Below are 18,521 nucleotides of genomic sequence, written 5' to 3'. Positions count from 1 at the left end.
TCCGCTTACATCAGCTTGGCGGCCGAGGCGGACTTCGCCGCCGCGCCGTTGCCGCGCGAGGACGAAGCGCCCGACGAAGCCTGCGGACCATTGCCCGCGTTCTGCTGGATGATGCGCGCGATTTCCTGATCGGCTTGATCGCCGTACTTGTCGAACACGTTGGTCTGATAAACCGTGTTCGGCGCCTGGCCGAGCTGGCCGCCTTGTTCATCCTTGATGGTCACGTCGACATCCATCGACAGGCCGATACGCAACGGATGCTGCTCCAGTTCCTTCGGATCGAGCGCGATACGCACCGGCAGCCGTTGCACCACCTTGATCCAGTTACCGGTCGCGTTCTGGGCGGGCAAAAGCGAGAAGGCCGAACCCGTGCCGGCCGAGAAGCCGACGACCTTGCCGTGATAGACCACGCTCGAACCGTACAGGTCGGCCGTCAGATCGACCGGCTGGCCAATGCGCATGTGCTTGAGCTGCACTTCCTTGAAGTTGGCATCGACCCACACGCCGTTGAGCGGCACGATGGCCATCAGCGGATTGCCCGGCGCCACGCGCTGGCCGACCTGCACCGAACGCTTCGCGACATAACCCGTCACCGGCGCGGGCAGCGTGTTGCGCGCGTAGTTGATGTACGCGTCGCGCACCTTGGCGGCGGCGGCGAGCACGTTCGGGTGATCCGCGATCGTCGTGTTCGAGGTCAGCGAACGGTTCGACGCGAGTTCCTGCTGGGCCGAGTCGAGCGCCGCCTGCGCGCCGCGCACGGCGTCGCGAGCGTGCGAGATTTCTTCCAGCGATACCGCGCCCGTTTGCGCGACCGTCATGCGGCGGCGCAAATCGTCCTGGGCACGCGAGAGGTCGGAGCGACGCAGCGCGATCTGCGCTTCGTACTGGTTGTTGTTGACGAAGAAGGTGCGTACCTGACGCACGGTCTGCGCGAGATTCGCTTCCGCCTGATCGAGCGCGACCTTCGAGTCGGCGGGATCGAGCGCGACGAGCGGGTCGCCGACCTTCACCGTCTGGGTATCGTCCGCGTTCACCGAAATGACCGTGCCAACCACTTGCGGCGTGATTTGCACGACGTTGCCGTTCACGTAGGCGTCGTCGGTGGACTCGTGAAAGCGCGCGACGAGGAAGTAGTAAAGGCCGTACGCCACGGCGGCGATGATGACGACGAGCACGATCAGCGTCATGAGCACGCGGCGTTTGCCGTTGCGCTGCTTGGGCGCGGGAGCGGCGGCGGCTGCGGCGGCGTTTTGTTGAAGGTCGCTCATTGAAGGCTCCGAATGTTTCGTATTTATATTGATGCGTGTTCTTGTACTTGGGCGCGGCTCAGTTCGACTGCGCCGGTTGGCTTGCCGTCTGTTGCGTGCCCTTGGGCTGTCCGCTGCCGTCGATCGCGAGATTCGAATCGGTCGCGTCGAATCCGCCGCCGAGCGATTTGATCAGCGCGATCTGCAGATCGCTGCGCCTCAAGCGCAGGTTGGTCACGGTCTGCTCGTTGGCGAGGCGGTTCTGGTCGGCCGTCAGCACTTGCAGTTGCGGCGACAGCCCGGCCTTGTAGCGGATCACCGCGAGCTCGTAGGCGTTCGACGCCGCCGCGAGCGCGCGTTGGGCGTCGCCCATCTGACGGTCGAGCGAGCGGATGGCCGAGATATTTGTCGCCACGTCGTTCATCGCGTTGATGAGCGTCTGATTGTAGTTGGCGACGTCGCCTTCGAAGTCGGCATAACGGCCCTTCAATTGGGCGCGCAGTGCGCCGGCATCGAAGATCGGCAGATGGATGGCCGGACCGGCCTGGACCTGACGGCTGCTCGAAGTGAGGAAGCGGCCCCAGCCGAACGCGTCGAAACCGAAGCCCGCGGCGAGGTTGATGTCCGGGAAGAACTCGGCCTTCGCTTCCTTGATGTTGTGCGTTGCCGACTCGACCTGCCAGCGTGCCGCGACGATGTCCGGACGGCGCGCGACGAGGTCGGCGGGCACGTTGTCGGGCAGCGCGACGGTGACGTTCGAATTGATCACCGGATTGGCGATCTGCAGGCCGCGATCCGGACCCTTGCCCAGCAGCGCCGCGAGCTGATAGCGCACCGACTCGATTTGACCGTCGAGTTCGCTGAGGTTGGTCTGGCTCGTCGCGGTGTTGCCTTCGGCGGTGCGGCGTTCCACATTGGTATCGAGACCGGCGGTTACGCGTCCGTTGGTGATGCGGCCGACGTTCTCGCGATTCGAAATCTCGCGCTGGGTGACATCGCGCAGTGCGTAAAGCAACGCAAGCTGGTTATATGTGCGTGCCACCGACGCCGCGAGCGTCACGCGCGCCTGCTGCATGTCAGCCTCGGCCGCCTTTTCCAGCGAGACCGCTTGATTCAGACGCGCGCGATTCTTGCCCCAGAGGTCGAGATCCCAAGACGCGCTGGCAAGCACGTTGTTCTCGCTGAACCACGTTCCACCGTAGGGCGGCGGGAACAGCGCGTTGGCGGAGTAGAGCTCGCGAGTCCACGAATACGAACCGTTGACCTTAGGCGACAGCGCCGAACGCGAGGTTTCGATATACGACGATGCCTTTGCGATTCGCGATTGCGCCTGCGCAATGCTCGGATTGTCCGCAAGCGCTTCGTCGATGAGTTGCGGCAATTGCGGGTCGCCGAACTGCTTAGCCCAGTCGAGCGACGGCCACTGGCCGCCTTGTCCCGGCACGCTTTGCGTGGCGCTGTAGTTGTCGGGCGTGGCGATCGTCTTGTCGCTCGAAATGCCCGAATAGTTCGCGCATCCGGCGATTGCCAGCGCGGCAGCGGCGGCCGCCAACGCGGTCTTCGCGCTTCCCGGCAGCCCGATGCCTCGGAGCGCCGGCAAGGATAGGTGTTTCATCGCTCGTCTCTTGAGATGAGAATTAAAGATGGACGTTGCAATCATTTTTTTGCGCCGTAGCGGCGGATTTGCTTGTCATCGCAATGACGTCGCGGGCTTGTCGTTCGCGTTCAGCGCGAGGGCCGCGGCGGAGTCGCACGAGTTTGCCAGTACGCGTCGCAGCATGCTCTTGAGAAATCCGACTTCCTCGGGCGTGAAGCCTGCAAGAAGATTGTCCAGGACGCTTGTAAAGATGGCGGGCACTTGTTCGGCCATCACGCGGCCGTCTTCGGTGAGCGCCAGTCGAACCACGCGCCGGTCCGCCTCGCTGCGCACGCGCGACAGCAGGCCGCGCTTCTCCAGCCGGTCGATCAGACGCGTGACCGCGCTTGCGTCGATACCGTACTCACGTGCAATATCCGCCGCCGTCGCGCATTTGCCCACCGCCAGCATGAACATAATGCTCGCCTGCGTTCCGGTAATGCCGAGCTCGGAGGAGGTGTGCTGCGTCACCATGTTCCACATGGTGGAGCGCACCCGGCTGATGAGGTAGCCCACGCTTTCGCTCAGGACGTAATCGCCGATGCCAGCGGGTTTTGGAGCCTCACTCATTGTAAATTCTTGTGCGGTCGCAATAATTGACTAGGCAGTATTATAGGTAGGGCAAGATGTCGCTGCAAGAATCTTTTCCAAGAACGCTTAATAATCGGCCGGGGCGGCCCGCCGCACTAAGCCAAGCGCGTTTTTCACATAGATGACGCGGCGGCGGCGCAACATTGCAATTACGGGTCGCGGCCTATTGTCAGAAAGTGACTTCCGTGCGTGCTATAATTTACGGTTCTCACCGCGCCGGGACCGTGATTCACATGCAACTGCGCCGACTGACGAGCCGTCCGAAGTAACAAGCGAAGTAACGAGCCAAGTACCCGCGAAGTACAAGACGAAGTACCCGCGAAGTACAAGAACTACGTCCGAAAGACATAAGCCGGACGGAATGCAGCGCACAAGGAACTTGCGCGCTGCCGGACAAGCTCAGTCGGAACAGCATTGCGTCAAAGACGGCCTGCCGAGCCACGACGCCTCCTTATCCAGAATGTTCTGGATGGACTCAGGCCTGCTTCGACGGCGCATAACCAAGATACCTTCTATGACTCGCGCCCTACGCAATATCGCAATCATCGCCCACGTCGACCACGGCAAGACCACGCTCGTCGACCAGTTGCTCCGTCAATCGGGCACGTTCCGGGAAAACCAACAGGTCGCCGAACGGGTCATGGACTCGAACGACATCGAAAAAGAACGCGGCATCACGATCCTGGCGAAGAATTGCGCGGTCGAATACGAAGGCACGCACATCAATATCGTCGACACGCCGGGACACGCCGACTTCGGCGGTGAAGTGGAGCGTGTGCTCTCCATGGTCGATTCCGTGCTGTTGCTCGTCGACGCCGTCGAAGGCCCGATGCCGCAAACGCGCTTCGTGACCAAGAAGGCGCTCGCGCTCGGTCTCAAGCCCATCGTCGTCATCAACAAGGTGGACCGTCCGGGCGCGCGTATCGACTGGGTGATCAACCAGACGTTCGATCTGTTCGACAAGCTGGGCGCGACCGAAGAGCAACTCGACTTCCCGATCGTCTACGCGTCGGGCCTGAACGGCTATGCCGGTCTCGACCCCGAAGTGCGCGAAGGCACCATGCGTCCGCTCTTCGAAGCCATTCTGGAACACGTGCCGGTACGCCCGTCGGACCCAGATGGTCCCCTGCAACTGCAGATCACTTCGCTCGACTACAACTCGTATGTCGGCCGTATCGGCGTGGGTCGCGTGGCGCGCGGTCGTATCCGCCCGGGCATGCAAGTGGCCGTGCGTTCGGGTCCGGACGGCGCGATCATCAATCGCAAGATCAATCAGGTGCTGTCGTTCCACGGCCTCGAGCGCGTGCAGGTCGAGGAAGCGCAGGCGGGCGACATCGTGCTGATCAACGGTATCGAGGAAATCGGTATCGGCGTGACCATCTGCGCGCCGGAAAATCCCGAAGCGCTGCCCATGATCACCGTCGACGAACCCACGCTCACGATGAACTTCCTCGTGAACTCGTCGCCGCTCGCGGGAAAGGAAGGCAAGTTCGTGACGAGCCGCCAGATTCGCGACCGTCTCACGAAGGAACTGAACCACAACGTGGCGCTGCGCGTGAAAGACACGGGCGACGAAACCACGTTCGAAGTGTCGGGTCGCGGCGAACTGCATCTGACCATTCTGGTCGAGAACATGCGCCGTGAAGGTTACGAACTCGCCGTGTCGCGCCCGCGCGTGGTGCTGCAAGAAATCGACGGCGTGAAGCACGAGCCGTATGAAAACCTGACGGTGGATATCGAAGACCAGCATCAGGGCGGCGTGATGGAAGAACTCGGCCGTCGCAAGGGCGAAATGCTCGACATGACGTCCGACGGCCGTGGCCGTACGCGTCTCGAATACAAGATTTCGGCGCGCGGTCTGATCGGTTTCCAGAGCGAATTCCTGACGCTTACGCGCGGGACGGGTCTGATGAGCCATACGTTCGACTCGTACTCGCCGGTGAAGGAAGGTTCGGTCGGCGAACGTCGCAATGGCGTGCTGATCTCGCAAGACGATGGCGCCGCTGTCGCCTACGCACTGTGGAAGCTGCAGGATCGCGGCCGCATGTTCGTGACGCCGGGCGACGCGCTGTACGAAGGCATGATCATCGGTATCCATAGCCGCGACAACGACCTGGTCGTGAACCCGATCAAGGGTAAGCAGCTTACCAACGTGCGCGCATCGGGTACGGACGAAGCCGTGCGTCTCGTGCCGCCGGTTCAGCTGTCGCTGGAATACGCGGTCGAGTTCATCGACGACGACGAACTCGTCGAGGTGACGCCGCAGTCCATCCGCCTGCGCAAGCGTCATCTGAAGGAACACGAGCGTCGTCGCGCGAGCCGTGAAGGCGCAACCGACTAATGCGTTCGTTCGCATGCAAGTGACAAAGCCGCCTTCGGGCGGCTTTTTTTATCTCATCGCTAAAGCTTCCGAAAGTGCTGCCGACGCGCGCGCAATAACATCGCTTGCTTATCGCGCGAATGCCCGCACATCTGCGTTGCAGAAGGGCGAAGCCGAGGCTCCAAGGTGCGACCACCTGTCATATGACGATTGGTTCTGTGCTATGCTAATCGGATTAGCTGTCGCTTTTTAGGTCCTTCCAAGCAGACTTGATTCGCGCAATCCGCTAAACGGTCAGGCCGTGGCGCGGAAGGTTTCTTAACCCGCACTTCCTCGAGAAACTCGAAGAAAGGTGAGCGTAAAATGATGAAGCAATTCCAGTCGAACTCCTATTTGTTCGGCGGTAACGCTCCGTACGTAGAAGAACTGTACGAGCAATATCTAGACAACCCGGCGTCGGTCCCCGAGACTTGGCGTACCTATTTCGACGCGCTTCAGAACGTGCCAGCATCCGACGGCACGGCTCAGAGCGACGTGGCTCACGGCCCTATCGTCGAATCCTTTGCGCAGCGCGCGAAGTCCAACGCCTTCGTTCCTCGTGAAGGCGGCGGCGAAGATCTCGCCACCGCGCGCAAGCAGGTCTACGTCCAGTCACTGATCGGCGCATATCGCTTCCTCGGCTCGCAACTGGCCGACCTCGATCCGCTCAAGCGCCGCGAGCGTCCGCATATTCCTGAACTCGAACCTGCGTTCTACGACTTCACCGAAGCCGACATGGACCAGACGTTCAGCGCCACGAACCTGTATTTCGGTTTCGAGCGCGCGAGCCTGCGCGAGATCGTCAAGGCATTGCGTGACACGTATTGCGGCAAGATCGGCGCCGAATACATGTACATCAGCGACCCCGAACAAAAGCGCTGGTGGAAAGAGAAGCTCGAGTCGACGCGCTCGACGCCCAACTTCTCGAACGACAAGAAGAAGCACATCCTGAATCGCCTGACGGCCGCCGAAGGCCTCGAGCGTTTCCTGCACACCAAGTACGTCGGTCAGAAGCGCTTCTCGCTGGAAGGCGGCGAGAGCTTCATCGCGTCGATGGACGAAGTCGTCCGTCACGCAGGCGCGAACGGCGTGCAGGAAATCGTCATCGGCATGGCGCACCGCGGGCGTCTGAACGTGCTGGTCAATACGCTCGGCAAGATGCCCGCCGACCTCTTCGCCGAATTCGAAGGCAAGCACGTCGATGACCTGCCGGCTGGCGACGTCAAGTATCACAAGGGTTTCTCGTCGGACGTCTCGACCGATGGCGGCCCGGTTCACCTGTCGCTCGCGTTCAACCCGTCGCATCTGGAAATCGTGAACCCGGTGGTCGAAGGGTCGGCCAAGGCGCGGATGGATCGCCGTGGCGACGAAGAAGGCCTGCAAGTGCTGCCGGTGCAGATTCACGGCGACGCCGCTTTCGCGGGCCAGGGCGTCGTGATGGAAACGCTGAACCTCGCGCAGACGCGCGGCTACGGCACGCACGGCACGCTGCATATCGTCATCAACAATCAGATCGGCTTCACGACCTCGGACCCGCGCGACTCTCGCTCGACGCTGTACTGCTCGGACGTCGTCAAGATGATCGAAGCGCCGGTGCTGCACGTGAACGGCGACGATCCCGAAGCCGTGGTGCTCGCCACGCAGCTCGCGATCGACTTCCGCACGAAGTTCCATAAGGACGTGGTCGTCGATATCGTCTGCTTCCGCAAGCTCGGTCACAACGAGCAGGACACGCCGGCGGTCACGCAGCCGCTGATGTACAAGACCATTGCCAAGCATCCGGGCACGCGCGCGCTGTATGCCGAAAAGCTCGTGCAGCAAGGCGTCATCACGCCCGAAGTCGCGGACGAATACGTCAAGGCGTACCGCACGGCAATGGACGAAGGTCACCACACCATCGACCCGGTGCTCTCGAACTATAAAAGCAAGTACGCGGTGGACTGGGTGCCGTTCCTGAATCGCAAGTGGACCGACGCGGCCGACACCGCCGTGCCGCTCGCCGAACTCAAGCGGCTGGCCGAGCGCATCACCACGATCCCGGAAAACTTCAAGGTGCATCCGCTCGTCGAGCGCGTGATCAACGATCGCCGCGCCATGGGCCGTGGCGAAGCCAAGCTCGACTGGGGCATGGGCGAGCATCTCGCGTTCGCGTCGCTGGTCGCTTCGGGTTATGCGGTGCGTCTGACGGGTCAGGACTCGGGCCGCGGCACGTTCACGCACCGTCACGCGGTGCTGCACGATCAGAACCGCGAACGCTGGAACGACGGCACGTACATTCCGCTGCAGAACATTGCCGAAGGTCAGGCCAAGTTCTCGGTGATCGACTCCGTGTTGTCCGAAGAAGCCGTGCTCGGTTTCGAATACGGTTATTCGACCGCCGAGCCGAACACGTTCGTCGCGTGGGAAGCGCAGTTCGGCGACTTCGTGAACGGCGCGCAGGTCGTGATCGACCAGTTCATCTCGTCGGGCGAAGTGAAATGGGGCCGCGTCTCGGGTCTCACCATGCTGCTGCCGCACGGCTACGAAGGCCAAGGTCCGGAGCACTCGTCGGCGCGTATCGAACGTTTCCTGCAGTTGTGCGCGGATCACAACATGCAGGTGGTGCAGCCCACCACGCCGGCGCAAATCTTCCATCTGTTGCGCCGCCAGATGATCCGCTTGTTCAGAAAGCCGCTGATCATCGCCACGCCGAAGTCGCTTCTGCGTCACAAGGAAGCCGTGTCGGACCTGTCGGAACTGGCGAAGGGTTCGTTCCAGCCGGTCATTGGCGAAGTGGACGAGGCCATCGACGCGAAGAAGGTCAAGCGCGTGGTCGTCTGCTCGGGCCGCGTGTATTACGACATCGTCGCGCATCGCCGCGAAGCGAAGAGCAACGACGTCGCCATCGTGCGTATCGAGCAGCTCTATCCGTTCGCGCACAAGCAGTTCGACGCGGAGCTCAAGAAATACGAGAACGCGACCGAAGTGGTCTGGGTGCAGGACGAGCCGCAGAACCAGGGTGCCTGGTTCTACATCGAGCACCATCTGCGTGAAGGCATGAAGGACGGCATGAAGCTCGCATATAGCGGCCGTCCGGCTTCGGCTTCGCCCGCGGTCGGTTACTACGCGAAGCACTACGAGCAACAGAAGGCGCTCGTGGAAGGCGCGTTCGGCCGCCTCAAGGGCGCGCAGGTGATCGCGAAGTAACACGGCTTGACGGGACCGCGCGGGCAAGGCTCGCCGGTCCCGTACGCGAAACGCGCATCGAATGCGGCGTCAGGTCGCCGTGCATCGCGTCGCTCGCATTCATACAGACACGTATCAGGACAAAACAGAAATGGCTATCGTAGAAGTCAAGGTTCCCCAGCTTTCGGAGTCGGTTTCAGAAGCGACCATGCTGCAGTGGAAGAAGAAGCCGGGCGAGGCTGTCGCCCAGGACGAAATCCTCATCGAAATCGAGACCGACAAAGTCGTGCTCGAAGTGCCCGCACCGTCCGCCGGCGTGCTGGCGCAAGTCATCAAGCATGACGGCGATATCGTCGCCGCCGATGAAATCATCGCGAAGATCGACACCGAAGCCAAGGCCGGTGAAGCACCGGCCGCCGCCGCCGCTGGCGACGCGGAAGTGAAACCGGCGCCCGAAGCCGAGCCTGCCGCCGCATCGGCTGCTGCTCCGGCGGCCGCGCAAGGTTCGGCGCAAGCCACGGGCGGTGCCGCATCGCCTTCGGCCACGAAGATTCTGGCCGAGAAGGGCGTATCCGCGGACCAGGTTGCAGGCTCCGGCCGCGACGGACGCATCACGAAGGGCGATGCACTCAGCGCTTCGGCATCCTCCGCTGGCGCGCCCGCCAAGGCTGCTGCTCCGGCGCCCGCCGCCGCACCGGCTCCGGCTGCCGCACGCGCCGCGAAGCCGTCGCTGCCGGACGTGAAGGCGCCCGCATCGGCGGATCAGTGGCTCAAGGATCGCCCGGAACAACGCGTGCCGATGTCGCGTCTGCGTGCGCGTATCGCCGAGCGTCTGCTCGAATCGCAGCAGACCAACGCCATCCTGACGACGTTCAACGAAGTCAACATGGCGCCGGTCATGGATCTGCGCAACAAGTACAAGGACCGCTTCGAGAAGGAACATGGCGTGAAGCTCGGCTTCATGTCGTTCTTCGTGAAGGCCGCCGTGCACGCGCTGAAGAAGTTCCCGCTCGTGAACGCGTCGATCGACGGTAACGATATCGTCTATCACGGTTACTTCGACATCGGTATCGCGGTCGGTTCGCCGCGTGGTCTCGTCGTGCCCATTCTGCGTAATGCAGATCAGATGAGTCTCGCCGACATCGAGAAGAAGATCGCCGAATTCGGTCAGAAGGCGAAGGACGGCAAGCTGTCCATCGACGAAATGACGGGCGGCACGTTCTCCATCTCGAATGGCGGCGTGTTCGGCTCCATGCTGTCGACGCCTATCATCAACCCGCCGCAGTCCGCGATTCTTGGCGTGCACGCCACCAAGGAACGCGCCGTGGTGGAAAACGGCCAGATCGTGATCCGCCCGATGAACTATCTGGCGCTGTCTTACGATCACCGCATCATCGACGGCCGCGAGGCCGTGCTGTCGCTCGTCGCCATGAAGGACGCGCTGGAAGATCCGGCTCGTCTGCTGCTCGACCTGTAAGCGTAGAACGCATGTTGCCCTGGTGCGCGCGATAGGCTCGCGCGCACCGTGAAGGGCGTCTCCGCATGAGCGGAGTCATATCAAGGGAAAGTCATGTCCAAGGAATTTGATGTCGTCGTGATCGGCGCGGGCCCCGGTGGCTATATCGCGGCCATTCGCGCAGCGCAGCTCGGCAAGTCGGTTGCGTGTATCGAGAAGTGGAAAAATCCGGCGGGCACGCTCAAGCTCGGCGGTACGTGCCTGAACGTGGGCTGCATTCCGTCGAAGGCGCTGCTCGCGTCGTCGGAAGAGTTCGAGAACACGGCGAAGCATCTGGGCGATCACGGCATCAGCGTGTCGGACGTGAAGCTCGATGTCTCGAAGATGCTCGCGCGCAAGGACGGCATCGTCGAGAAGATGACGAAGGGCATCGAGTTCCTGTTCCGCAAGAACAAGATCACGTGGCTCAAGGGTCACGGCAAGTTCGCCGGCAAGACCGACGCCGGCGTGCAGATCGAAGTGTCGGGCGAAGGCGAAACGGAAACGGTCACGGCGAAGAACGTGATCATCGCCACGGGTTCGAAGGCGCGTCATCTGCCGAATATCCCGGTCGACAACAAGATCGTCGCCGACAACGAAGGCGCGTTGTCCTTCGACGCCGTGCCGAAGAAGCTCGCCGTGATCGGCGCGGGCGTGATCGGTCTGGAACTGGGTTCGGTGTGGCGCCGTCTCGGCGCGGACGTGACCGTGCTCGAAGCGCTGCCGCAGTTCCTCGGCGCAGCGGACGAAGTGCTCGCGCGTGAAGCCGCGAAGCAATTCAAGAAGCAGGGCCTCGACATTCACCTCGGTGTGAAGATCGGCGAAGTGAAGACCACGGAGAGCGGCGTTTCCATCGCGTACACGGACAGCACGGGTAATGCAAAGACGCTGGAAGCGGACCGCCTGATCGTGTCCATCGGCCGCGTGCCGAACACGGACAATCTCGGTCTGGAAGCAATCGGCCTGAAGGCCAACGAGCGCGGTTTCATCGACGTGGACGAACACTGCGCGACCGCCGTGCCGAACGTGTACGCAATCGGCGACGTGGTGCGCGGCCCGATGCTCGCGCACAAGGCGGAAGACGAAGGCGTGGCGGTGGCCGAGATCATCGACGGTCAGAAGCCGCATATCGACTACAACTGCATTCCGTGGGTCATCTACACGGAACCGGAAATCGCGTGGGTCGGCAAGACCGAGCAGCAGCTCAAGGCGGAAGGGCGCGAGTTCAAGTCCGGCCAGTTCCCGATGATGGCCAATGGCCGCGCATTGGGTATCGGCCGTGCGGATGGCTTCGTCAAGATGATCGCGGACGCGAAGACCGACGAGATTCTCGGCGTGCATATCATCGCGGCCGACGCGTCGGACCTGATCGCGGAAGCCGTGGTGGCGATGGAGTTCAAGGCGGCCGCCGAAGACATCGGCCGCATTTGCCATCCGCATCCGTCGCTTTCCGAAGTCATGCGCGAAGCGGCGCTCGCAGTCGATAAACGCGCGCTGAACATGTAAGTTCGCCGGGTCTGGAAGGACCCGGTCGGACCCGGCCGGACTCGGCCCGGCTCGGCCGGCATCGCAACGAAGGCGAGCGGATCAAACCGTTCGCCTTCGTCACATTCAACGGCATCAGCGCTACAAGCCGCATCATGAACGTCACCGAATACTACGAAAACGAGCTGCGCACGCGGGGCTATCGATCGGACGAGGCGCAGCTCGCGGCGGTCGCGCGGCTGCAGCGCTGTTACGACGAATGGATCTCCTACAAGTCGCGCCGCTCGAACGCGATCATGAAGTTTCTCGTGCATCCGGAGCTGCCGCGCGGCGTGTATCTATGGGGCGGCGTAGGGCGCGGCAAGAGCTTTCTGATGGACAGCTTCTATGCGGTCGTGCCGGTGCAGCGCAAGACGCGTTTGCATTTTCACGAGTTCATGCGCGAGGTGCATCGCGAACTGGAAGACCTCAAGGGCCAGGCCGATCCGCTCGACGAACTCGCGCGGCGCATCGCGAAGCGTTACCGGCTGATCTGCTTCGACGAGTTCCACGTCTCCGATATCGCCGACGCGATGATTCTTTATCGCCTGCTCGATCGCCTCTTCACCAACGGCGTGCAGTTCGTGATGACGTCCAATTACGAGCCGGACACGTTGTACCCGGAAGGCCTGCATCGCGACAGGCTGCTGCCGGCTATCGAGCTCATCAAGAAGCATCTCGACGTCCTGAATGTCGATGCCGGCACCGACTATCGCAGACTGACGCTTTCGACCGTGCAGGCCTATCACACGCCGCTCGGCGCGGCCGCGGATAAAGCCTTGCGCGACGACTTCGCAAAGCTCGCCGCCGTGCCGGACGAAAGCCCGCTGCTGCATATCGAGAAGCGCGAGCTCAAGGCACTGCGTCGCGCGGACGGCGTCGTCTGGTTCGATTTCGCGACCTTGTGCGGCGGACCGCGTTCGCAAAACGATTACCTCGAACTCGCGAGCCGCTTTCACGCCGTGATTCTGTCGGACGTGCCGCAGATGTCGCCGCGCATGGCATCGGAAGCGCGTCGCTTTACGTGGCTCATCGACGTGTTCTACGACCACAAGGTCAAGCTGCTGATGTCGGCGGCGGTGCCCGCCGAAGACCTGTACGTGGAAGGACCGATGGCCAATGAATTCGCGCGCACGGTATCGCGCATCGTGGAAATGCAGTCGAAGGAATATCTGGAGTCGCCGCGCCGTCTATCGGATATCTCACTGACCTAATACCGAGAAACCAAAAATAGCCGTTCAGCCAATTGGCGTAAGGCTTGTCGGGCTTTTTCAAGATTAGGAGGACTCTTATTTCCCCGCTTTGGTGCGCTCGGTATCGTTGCCGGGTACAGTAAATTGGAGAAATTAACGTGAAGCCCTACCGCGACATGTCCGACGAAGAATGGCAAATGGTGGCGCCGTTGCTCCCCGAGCTGAGGCCGCGTTCCGAACTGCGCGGTCGGCCGCTCGCCAACACCCGCGCCGTGCTAAATGGCGTGCTCTGGGTCATGTATAGCGGCGCGTCGTGGTCCACCATGCCGCGCAAATACCCGTCGTATCAGACCTGTCACCGGCGCTTCAAGGCGTGGCACGAATCGGGCGTGCTGCTGCGCGTGATGACGCAGTTGTTCGGCCCGGCAGGCGAGTCCCTTTACGCGTTGATGACTTCTCGCATGCGCGTTCCGGCGGAGCTTCCATCGCTCATGGAAGAGAGCGTCGAAGCGGAACGCCGCGCTGCGTGACATCGGCCACGTGCGAAGCGTCTGCAAAGCGTCTGCAAAGAGGATGCAAAACGAAAACCGGCCTTGGCCGGTTTTTTCATTTGAGCGAGATCACTGACGCAACCATGTCTGCGAGCGCCCCAGGAGCGACACGCCGATATACCCGCGCACCACGAGTTTCTGTCCGCCGTCCTCGAGCTTCATCTTGCACTTGTAGAGCTTGCCGTTTTCAGGGTCGAGAATCTGCCCGTCTTCCCAGGTGTCGCCGTTCTGCCTGAGACCGGTGATGATGGTCATGCCTTTCACCAGTTGATCGCGCCGCTCGTCGGTGCAGGCCGTGCAGCGCCGCTCCGGATGATCGAATTCGCCGATGCCGCGCACCACGCGTCCCGACAACTGGCCGCTGCCGTCGTCGACGATCTGAATGATCGCCTTCGGCTTGCCCGTGGCATCGTCGATAGTCTGCCATGTGCCAACGGGCGTAGGCGCTTGCGCAAACGCGCTTGCCGCCGACAACGCGAAGAGCGCAGCGGCGCATGCGCGGCTGATCGCACGCTTCATAGGGTGTCTCCTTTCTTAATCGTCATCCCGCGCGCTGGTACGGCGGGTCGCGTCAGCATACGAGAAAGCCGTATCTGCGTCTGAGAGGAAACGTTCTAGCCAACATCGCGCTACCGTGCGCCGCGCAAGCCGGCTTCGAGCGTGGCGAAGGTGCGGGCGTCGGTGCGATCGAAATTGAGCGGCGTCACCGCAATGCGTCGGGCCGCCACGTTCGCCGTCTCGCTGTCGGGCGCATTCTCACGTGCGCCGCGTTGAAAGCGTAGCCAGTAGTAATCGAGACCGCGCGGGTCGACTTCCGCGATGACGTCGATACCTTCCACGAGCCCGACGCCTTGCCGCGTCACGGTAAGCGGACCGGCGGCTTCTGCATCGCAATCGGGGAAGTTGACGTTGAGACACGTCGGCGCGTCGTGCGAGATGGCGAGCAACCGACGGATCACGCCGGGCGCGAGCGCGCTCGCCGTGTCCCAGCGCACGTTGTCGCGATCCGAAAATGTCTGGCTCAACGCGATGGACGGCAAGCCGAGCAGCAAGCCTGTCATGGCTGCGCCGACCGTGCCGGAAAACATGGTCTCGACGCCAAGATTCGCACCGCGATTGATGCCAGAAAGCACGAGATCGGGCGGCGCATCTTTCATGAGATGGCGCGCGGCCATCACGACGCAGTCGCCGGGTGTGCCTTGCACGCCGAAGCGCCGTTCGCCCTGACGCGACACGCGCAACGGCGAATGAAGACTGATGGAGTGCGACGTGCCGCTCTGATCGTGCTCGGGTGCGATCACCCAGACTTCGTGCGCGATTTCGCGGGCGACGGCTTCGAGCACGGCAAGGCCGGGGGCGTCGATGCCGTCGTCGTTGGTGAGCAGCACACGTTGAACGATGGGTTCAGTAGCGGACATCGCGAATCACTCCTTGGTCGGTTGTGAATGGGATCAACCGATTATTACAGAGATCGCGACGCCGAATGAGTGTCGAGCGCGTGCCAAGCGCGTGCCAAGCGCGCGTCTTTAGCGAACGCCCAACCCACGCAATACGGCATTGCCGTCTTCGGTCAGCCGGACTTTCGGTGCGCCCGCTTCGGGAGACACGATTTCGACGTAGCCATATTCCTGCAATGAAGCGACATCCGGCGTCGCGGCCATGGCGTCGATCGGCGCGTGCAAAAGCAAAAGCAGCGTGGCGATTTCGTGATGGCTGAGCAGCCGTTTGATGGCCCGCACGGGCGCCGAAGCGGAAGCTAAACGGAGGTTCATGGACCGAACTCCTTGGTTGTTACATGACGATTCTGGGCGTCGGTGACATCCGGCAGCCGACGTTGATGTCGATGAAGTCCGGCAAGGTTAGAAGCCGATTCTTAGGCGAAACTTAAAATTAACCGATGCCGGAAAATCGCGCTCGTTACAGCGTGTGTCGTCAAGTCAGCGAGCACTTCAGAGCGCCGCCATCAGAAGCGATAGTCGGGATTTTTCGGGTCGAACGTCAGGTCGTCGAAGGGCTTGGGATCGATGCGTTCGAGCACGATGCTTTCGAACTGCTCGCCGTCGTTGTCGAACGATTCGATGCTGCGCAAAAGCGGACGCGTCAGATCGAGACCGAGCACCTCGCGCTTGGCGTAGAAGTCGGGCTGGCCGCTCGGCGTATCGTAGGTGAGGGCGACGACGCGCACACCGTCGACGGTCCGCACATCGACGCTGGCCGGCCGCGTGATGCCCGCTTCGATGAAGCGGCGGCCTTCGTCGATGAAACGCTGCGTGATGGCGTCGATGCTGAGTTCGCGGATCGAATGATTCGACTGCGCGCGCGCAAAGGCGCCGTCGATCTTCGTCCACATGGGCACCACGCCGAACAGCCCGCCCAGATGCCCGTATAGCTCACGGGGACGCGTCGAATCGTCGTAGATGATCTCCTGGCCCGCATGCGCGCCGTCGGGCAGCCATTTCGCGTAGATGCGCAGCGGTTCGCGCGTCACGCGCACGAGCATGTGGTCGGCGCGCTTCGGCCATTTTCCCTTCACGCGTTCGCGCCGCCACATGGTGAATTCGCACGATGCAAAGCGGTGCGTGCCCGCGCTCAAGTAACGCGGCAGCGTGTGAGGATCGAGCGACTGGAAGAGGGTGACGAGTTGCTCGTCGTCGAGCGCCGCAAGCTCGCCGCTCGCCGCTGCGCCGGTCAGCCACGCAACCTGCTGATCGGCATCGAGCGTGGCGACGCGGTCCGCGGCAACCTGTGCGTACGCGTGCGATTCGAACAGCGCGAACATCGCGAGCAGCAGAAAACACAGGCTCGCACAGGCGAGCCGCCAGTTCGTGATGCGGCGCAATTGCACTGACGGCACTGGCGGCATGAGTTCTCCGATTGGACCAGTGATGCTACTCCTTAAGTTTCGCGCGTTCAGCGTCGCGTAATTCGCGTCGCAAAACCTTGCCGATGGTCGAAAGCGGCAGCGAATCCCGAAACTCCACGAACGCCGGCATCTTGTAGCCCGTCAGATGTAAACGGGCGAAGGCGAGGACTTCTTCCACGGTGAGCGTGGCGTCGCGCCGCACGACGAACACCTTCACGCGTTCGCCCGTCACCGCGTCGGGCACGCCGATAGCCGCCGCCGAATGTACTTTCGGATGCGCCGCGAGCACGTCCTCGATCTCGTTCGGATACACGTTGAACCCGGACACGATCATCATGTCCTTCTTGCGATCGACGATACGAACGAACCCGCGCGCGTCCATCACGCCGATGTCGCCGGTGGCGAGCCAGCCGTCCGCGCCGATAATCCGCGCGGTCTCGAGAGGCCGATTCCAGTAGCCTTTCATCACTTGCGGGCCCCACACGCAAAGCTCGCCGCGTTCGCCGATGTCGGCCCATACGCCGTCTTCGCGGCGCATGCGCACGAGCGTGGAAGGCACGGGCAGACCGATGCTGCCATCGAAAGCCATGTTGTCTTCGACACCGATGGGACTCGCGCACACGAGCGGCGAGCATTCGGTGAGCCCGTAACCCTCGGTGATCGACAGGCCCGTGAGCTTCGCGAAGCGTTCGGCGACGCCGCGTTGCGTGGCCATGCCGCCCGACATCGCAAGCTTGAGCGCGGAGAAGTCGCGCGCGCAAAATTCGTCGTTGTCGAGCAGCGCGTTGTAGAGCGTGTTGAGCGCGCTGATCGCGGTGAAGTTCTCACGGCGCAGCGCGCGCATGAACGTGCTGAGATCGCGTGGATTGGCGATCAGCACATTGCGCGCGCCGATGCCGAGGAACACGAGCGCATTCATCGTCAGCGAATAGATGTGATAGAGCGGCAGCGGCGTGACCACCGTTTCGGCGCCATCGACGAGCCTCGCGCGCGCCCACGCAAGCGCCTGCATCACGTTGGCGACGACATTGCGGTGCGTGAGCATCGCGCCCTTCGCCACGCCCGTGGTCCCGCCGGTATATTGGATGAAGGCGATATCGCCGTGCCCGATGCGCACCGGTTCGAACTTGCGCCTGGCGCCGCGCGCGAGTGCCTGCCGCAAGCCGACCGCCTCGGGTAGCGAGTACGCGGGCACGGTCTTCTTGACGTGACGCAGAAAAAAGTCGATTGCCTGACCCTTGAGGTTGAGGCCGTCGCCGAGCAAGTCGCCGAGCGTGCTCACGATCACATGGCGGATGCGCGTGCCGCGCTGCGCGTCCTGCAATGTTTTCGCGAAAGGCTCCGCGACGACAATGGTCTGCGCGCCGCAATCCTTCAACTGATACGCGAGTTCGCGCGCCGTATAGAGCGGATTCACGTTGACGACGATCGCGCCCGCCGCAAGCGCGCCGAAGAGCGTCACGGGATAGGGCAGCGAGTTGGGCATCATGAGCGCGACGCGATCGCCGGGTTTGACGCCGAGCTCTTGCAAATACGAAGCGAACGCCAGCGCCTTATCGCGCAGCGCGCCGAACGTGAGTTCGGAGCCGAGGCTCACGTAAGCGACGCGATCGCGAAAACGCTCGACGGCTTGATCGAAGAAATGCGTGAGCGAACGGTAACGCGACGGATCGATATCGCGCGGCACGCCCGCCGGATACGAGGCATGCCAAATGCCATCTGTGCAATGCGGCTCGACAGCCCCGCGCGGCGATGCCGGTGCCGGACTCATGGTTTGTCTCCGTTGGCGCGGGTTGTATGCGCCTTATGTTTGTCATGCTGCTTTGTGTTCTGCTGTGCTTCGTGCTGTGTGCTTCGTGCTCGCGTTGCGTCGGCTACGTGCGTTGAGGGCCGCGAG

Annotated in this window: 14 protein-coding genes; 6 read left to right on the top strand and 8 right to left on the bottom strand. The window is 62.3% G+C overall.

All coding sequences use genetic code 11. The annotated features are described in order from the left end of the window. Positions 1-5 precede the first annotated feature (5 nt). The 3 genes from NCR40_RS07625 to NCR40_RS07615 all read right to left on the bottom strand — a co-directional run bounded on the left by NCR40_RS07625 (position 6) and on the right by NCR40_RS07615 (position 3,453). On the bottom strand, positions 6-1,268 hold the full coding sequence (locus NCR40_RS07625; protein WP_250509107.1) for an HlyD family secretion protein: 1,263 nt from the start codon (positions 1,266-1,268) through the stop codon (positions 6-8). 58 nt (positions 1,269-1,326) lie between these two features. Then, the gene (locus tag NCR40_RS07620) at positions 1,327-2,862 is read right to left on the bottom strand and encodes an efflux transporter outer membrane subunit (protein ID WP_250465034.1); all 1,536 of its coding nucleotides are present in this window, start codon (positions 2,860-2,862) and stop codon (positions 1,327-1,329) included. Positions 2,863-2,937: 75 nt separating this feature from the next. Next, positions 2,938-3,453, bottom strand: a complete 516-nt coding sequence (locus tag NCR40_RS07615) for a MarR family winged helix-turn-helix transcriptional regulator (protein WP_250509106.1) — start codon at positions 3,451-3,453, stop codon at positions 2,938-2,940. Positions 3,454-3,988: 535 nt separating this feature from the next. Between NCR40_RS07615 and typA the strand changes: the two genes are divergently transcribed. From typA to NCR40_RS07585, 6 genes are all read left to right on the top strand, one after another. Further along, on the top strand, positions 3,989-5,815 hold the full coding sequence (typA, locus tag NCR40_RS07610; protein WP_244825397.1) for a translational GTPase TypA: 1,827 nt from the start codon (positions 3,989-3,991) through the stop codon (positions 5,813-5,815). Positions 5,816-6,157: 342 nt separating this feature from the next. Further along, complete coding sequence (locus NCR40_RS07605) at positions 6,158-9,019, top strand: 2-oxoglutarate dehydrogenase E1 component (protein WP_244825396.1); 2,862 nt, start codon at positions 6,158-6,160, stop codon at positions 9,017-9,019. Between the two features lie 130 nt (positions 9,020-9,149). Then, positions 9,150-10,475 (top strand): 2-oxoglutarate dehydrogenase complex dihydrolipoyllysine-residue succinyltransferase, encoded by a 1,326-nt coding sequence (odhB, locus tag NCR40_RS07600; RefSeq protein ID WP_250465031.1) that lies wholly within the window; start codon positions 9,150-9,152, stop codon positions 10,473-10,475. A 93-nt stretch (positions 10,476-10,568) separates the two neighbouring features. Next, positions 10,569-11,999: a dihydrolipoyl dehydrogenase gene (gene lpdA / locus NCR40_RS07595; protein ID WP_250509105.1), complete on the top strand. Its 1,431-nt coding sequence runs from the start codon at positions 10,569-10,571 to the stop codon at positions 11,997-11,999. 134 nt (positions 12,000-12,133) lie between these two features. Beyond that, positions 12,134-13,231 (top strand): cell division protein ZapE, encoded by a 1,098-nt coding sequence (gene zapE / locus NCR40_RS07590; RefSeq protein WP_244825393.1) that lies wholly within the window; start codon positions 12,134-12,136, stop codon positions 13,229-13,231. Positions 13,232-13,368: 137 nt separating this feature from the next. Further along, positions 13,369-13,740: a transposase gene (locus NCR40_RS07585; protein ID WP_244825392.1), complete on the top strand. Its 372-nt coding sequence runs from the start codon at positions 13,369-13,371 to the stop codon at positions 13,738-13,740. 90 nt (positions 13,741-13,830) lie between these two features. On the opposite strand, the gene NCR40_RS07580 is transcribed toward NCR40_RS07585, so the two are convergent. From NCR40_RS07580 to NCR40_RS07560, 5 genes are all read right to left on the bottom strand, one after another. After that, complete coding sequence (locus NCR40_RS07580) at positions 13,831-14,280, bottom strand: DUF2147 domain-containing protein (protein ID WP_244825391.1); 450 nt, start codon at positions 14,278-14,280, stop codon at positions 13,831-13,833. Between the two features lie 110 nt (positions 14,281-14,390). Beyond that, positions 14,391-15,179 carry a 5'/3'-nucleotidase SurE gene (gene surE, locus NCR40_RS07575; RefSeq protein ID WP_250509104.1) on the bottom strand — a complete coding sequence of 263 codons (789 nt, stop codon included), beginning with the start codon at positions 15,177-15,179 and terminating at the stop codon, positions 14,391-14,393. 108 nt (positions 15,180-15,287) lie between these two features. Beyond that, positions 15,288-15,533 (bottom strand): hypothetical protein, encoded by a 246-nt coding sequence (locus NCR40_RS07570; RefSeq protein WP_244825389.1) that lies wholly within the window; start codon positions 15,531-15,533, stop codon positions 15,288-15,290. 191 nt (positions 15,534-15,724) lie between these two features. Then, positions 15,725-16,624: a DUF1571 domain-containing protein gene (locus NCR40_RS07565; RefSeq protein WP_250465027.1), complete on the bottom strand. Its 900-nt coding sequence runs from the start codon at positions 16,622-16,624 to the stop codon at positions 15,725-15,727. 25 nt (positions 16,625-16,649) lie between these two features. Further along, the gene (locus NCR40_RS07560; protein ID WP_250509103.1) at positions 16,650-18,395 is read right to left on the bottom strand and encodes an AMP-binding protein; all 1,746 of its coding nucleotides are present in this window, start codon (positions 18,393-18,395) and stop codon (positions 16,650-16,652) included. Positions 18,396-18,521: the final 126 nt, after the last annotated feature.

It is taken from the genome of Caballeronia sp. GACF4 (genome assembly GCF_023631025.1).
Lineage (GTDB): Bacteria > Pseudomonadota > Gammaproteobacteria > Burkholderiales > Burkholderiaceae > Caballeronia.
This window is presented reverse-complemented; position numbering and strand designations above follow the sequence as displayed.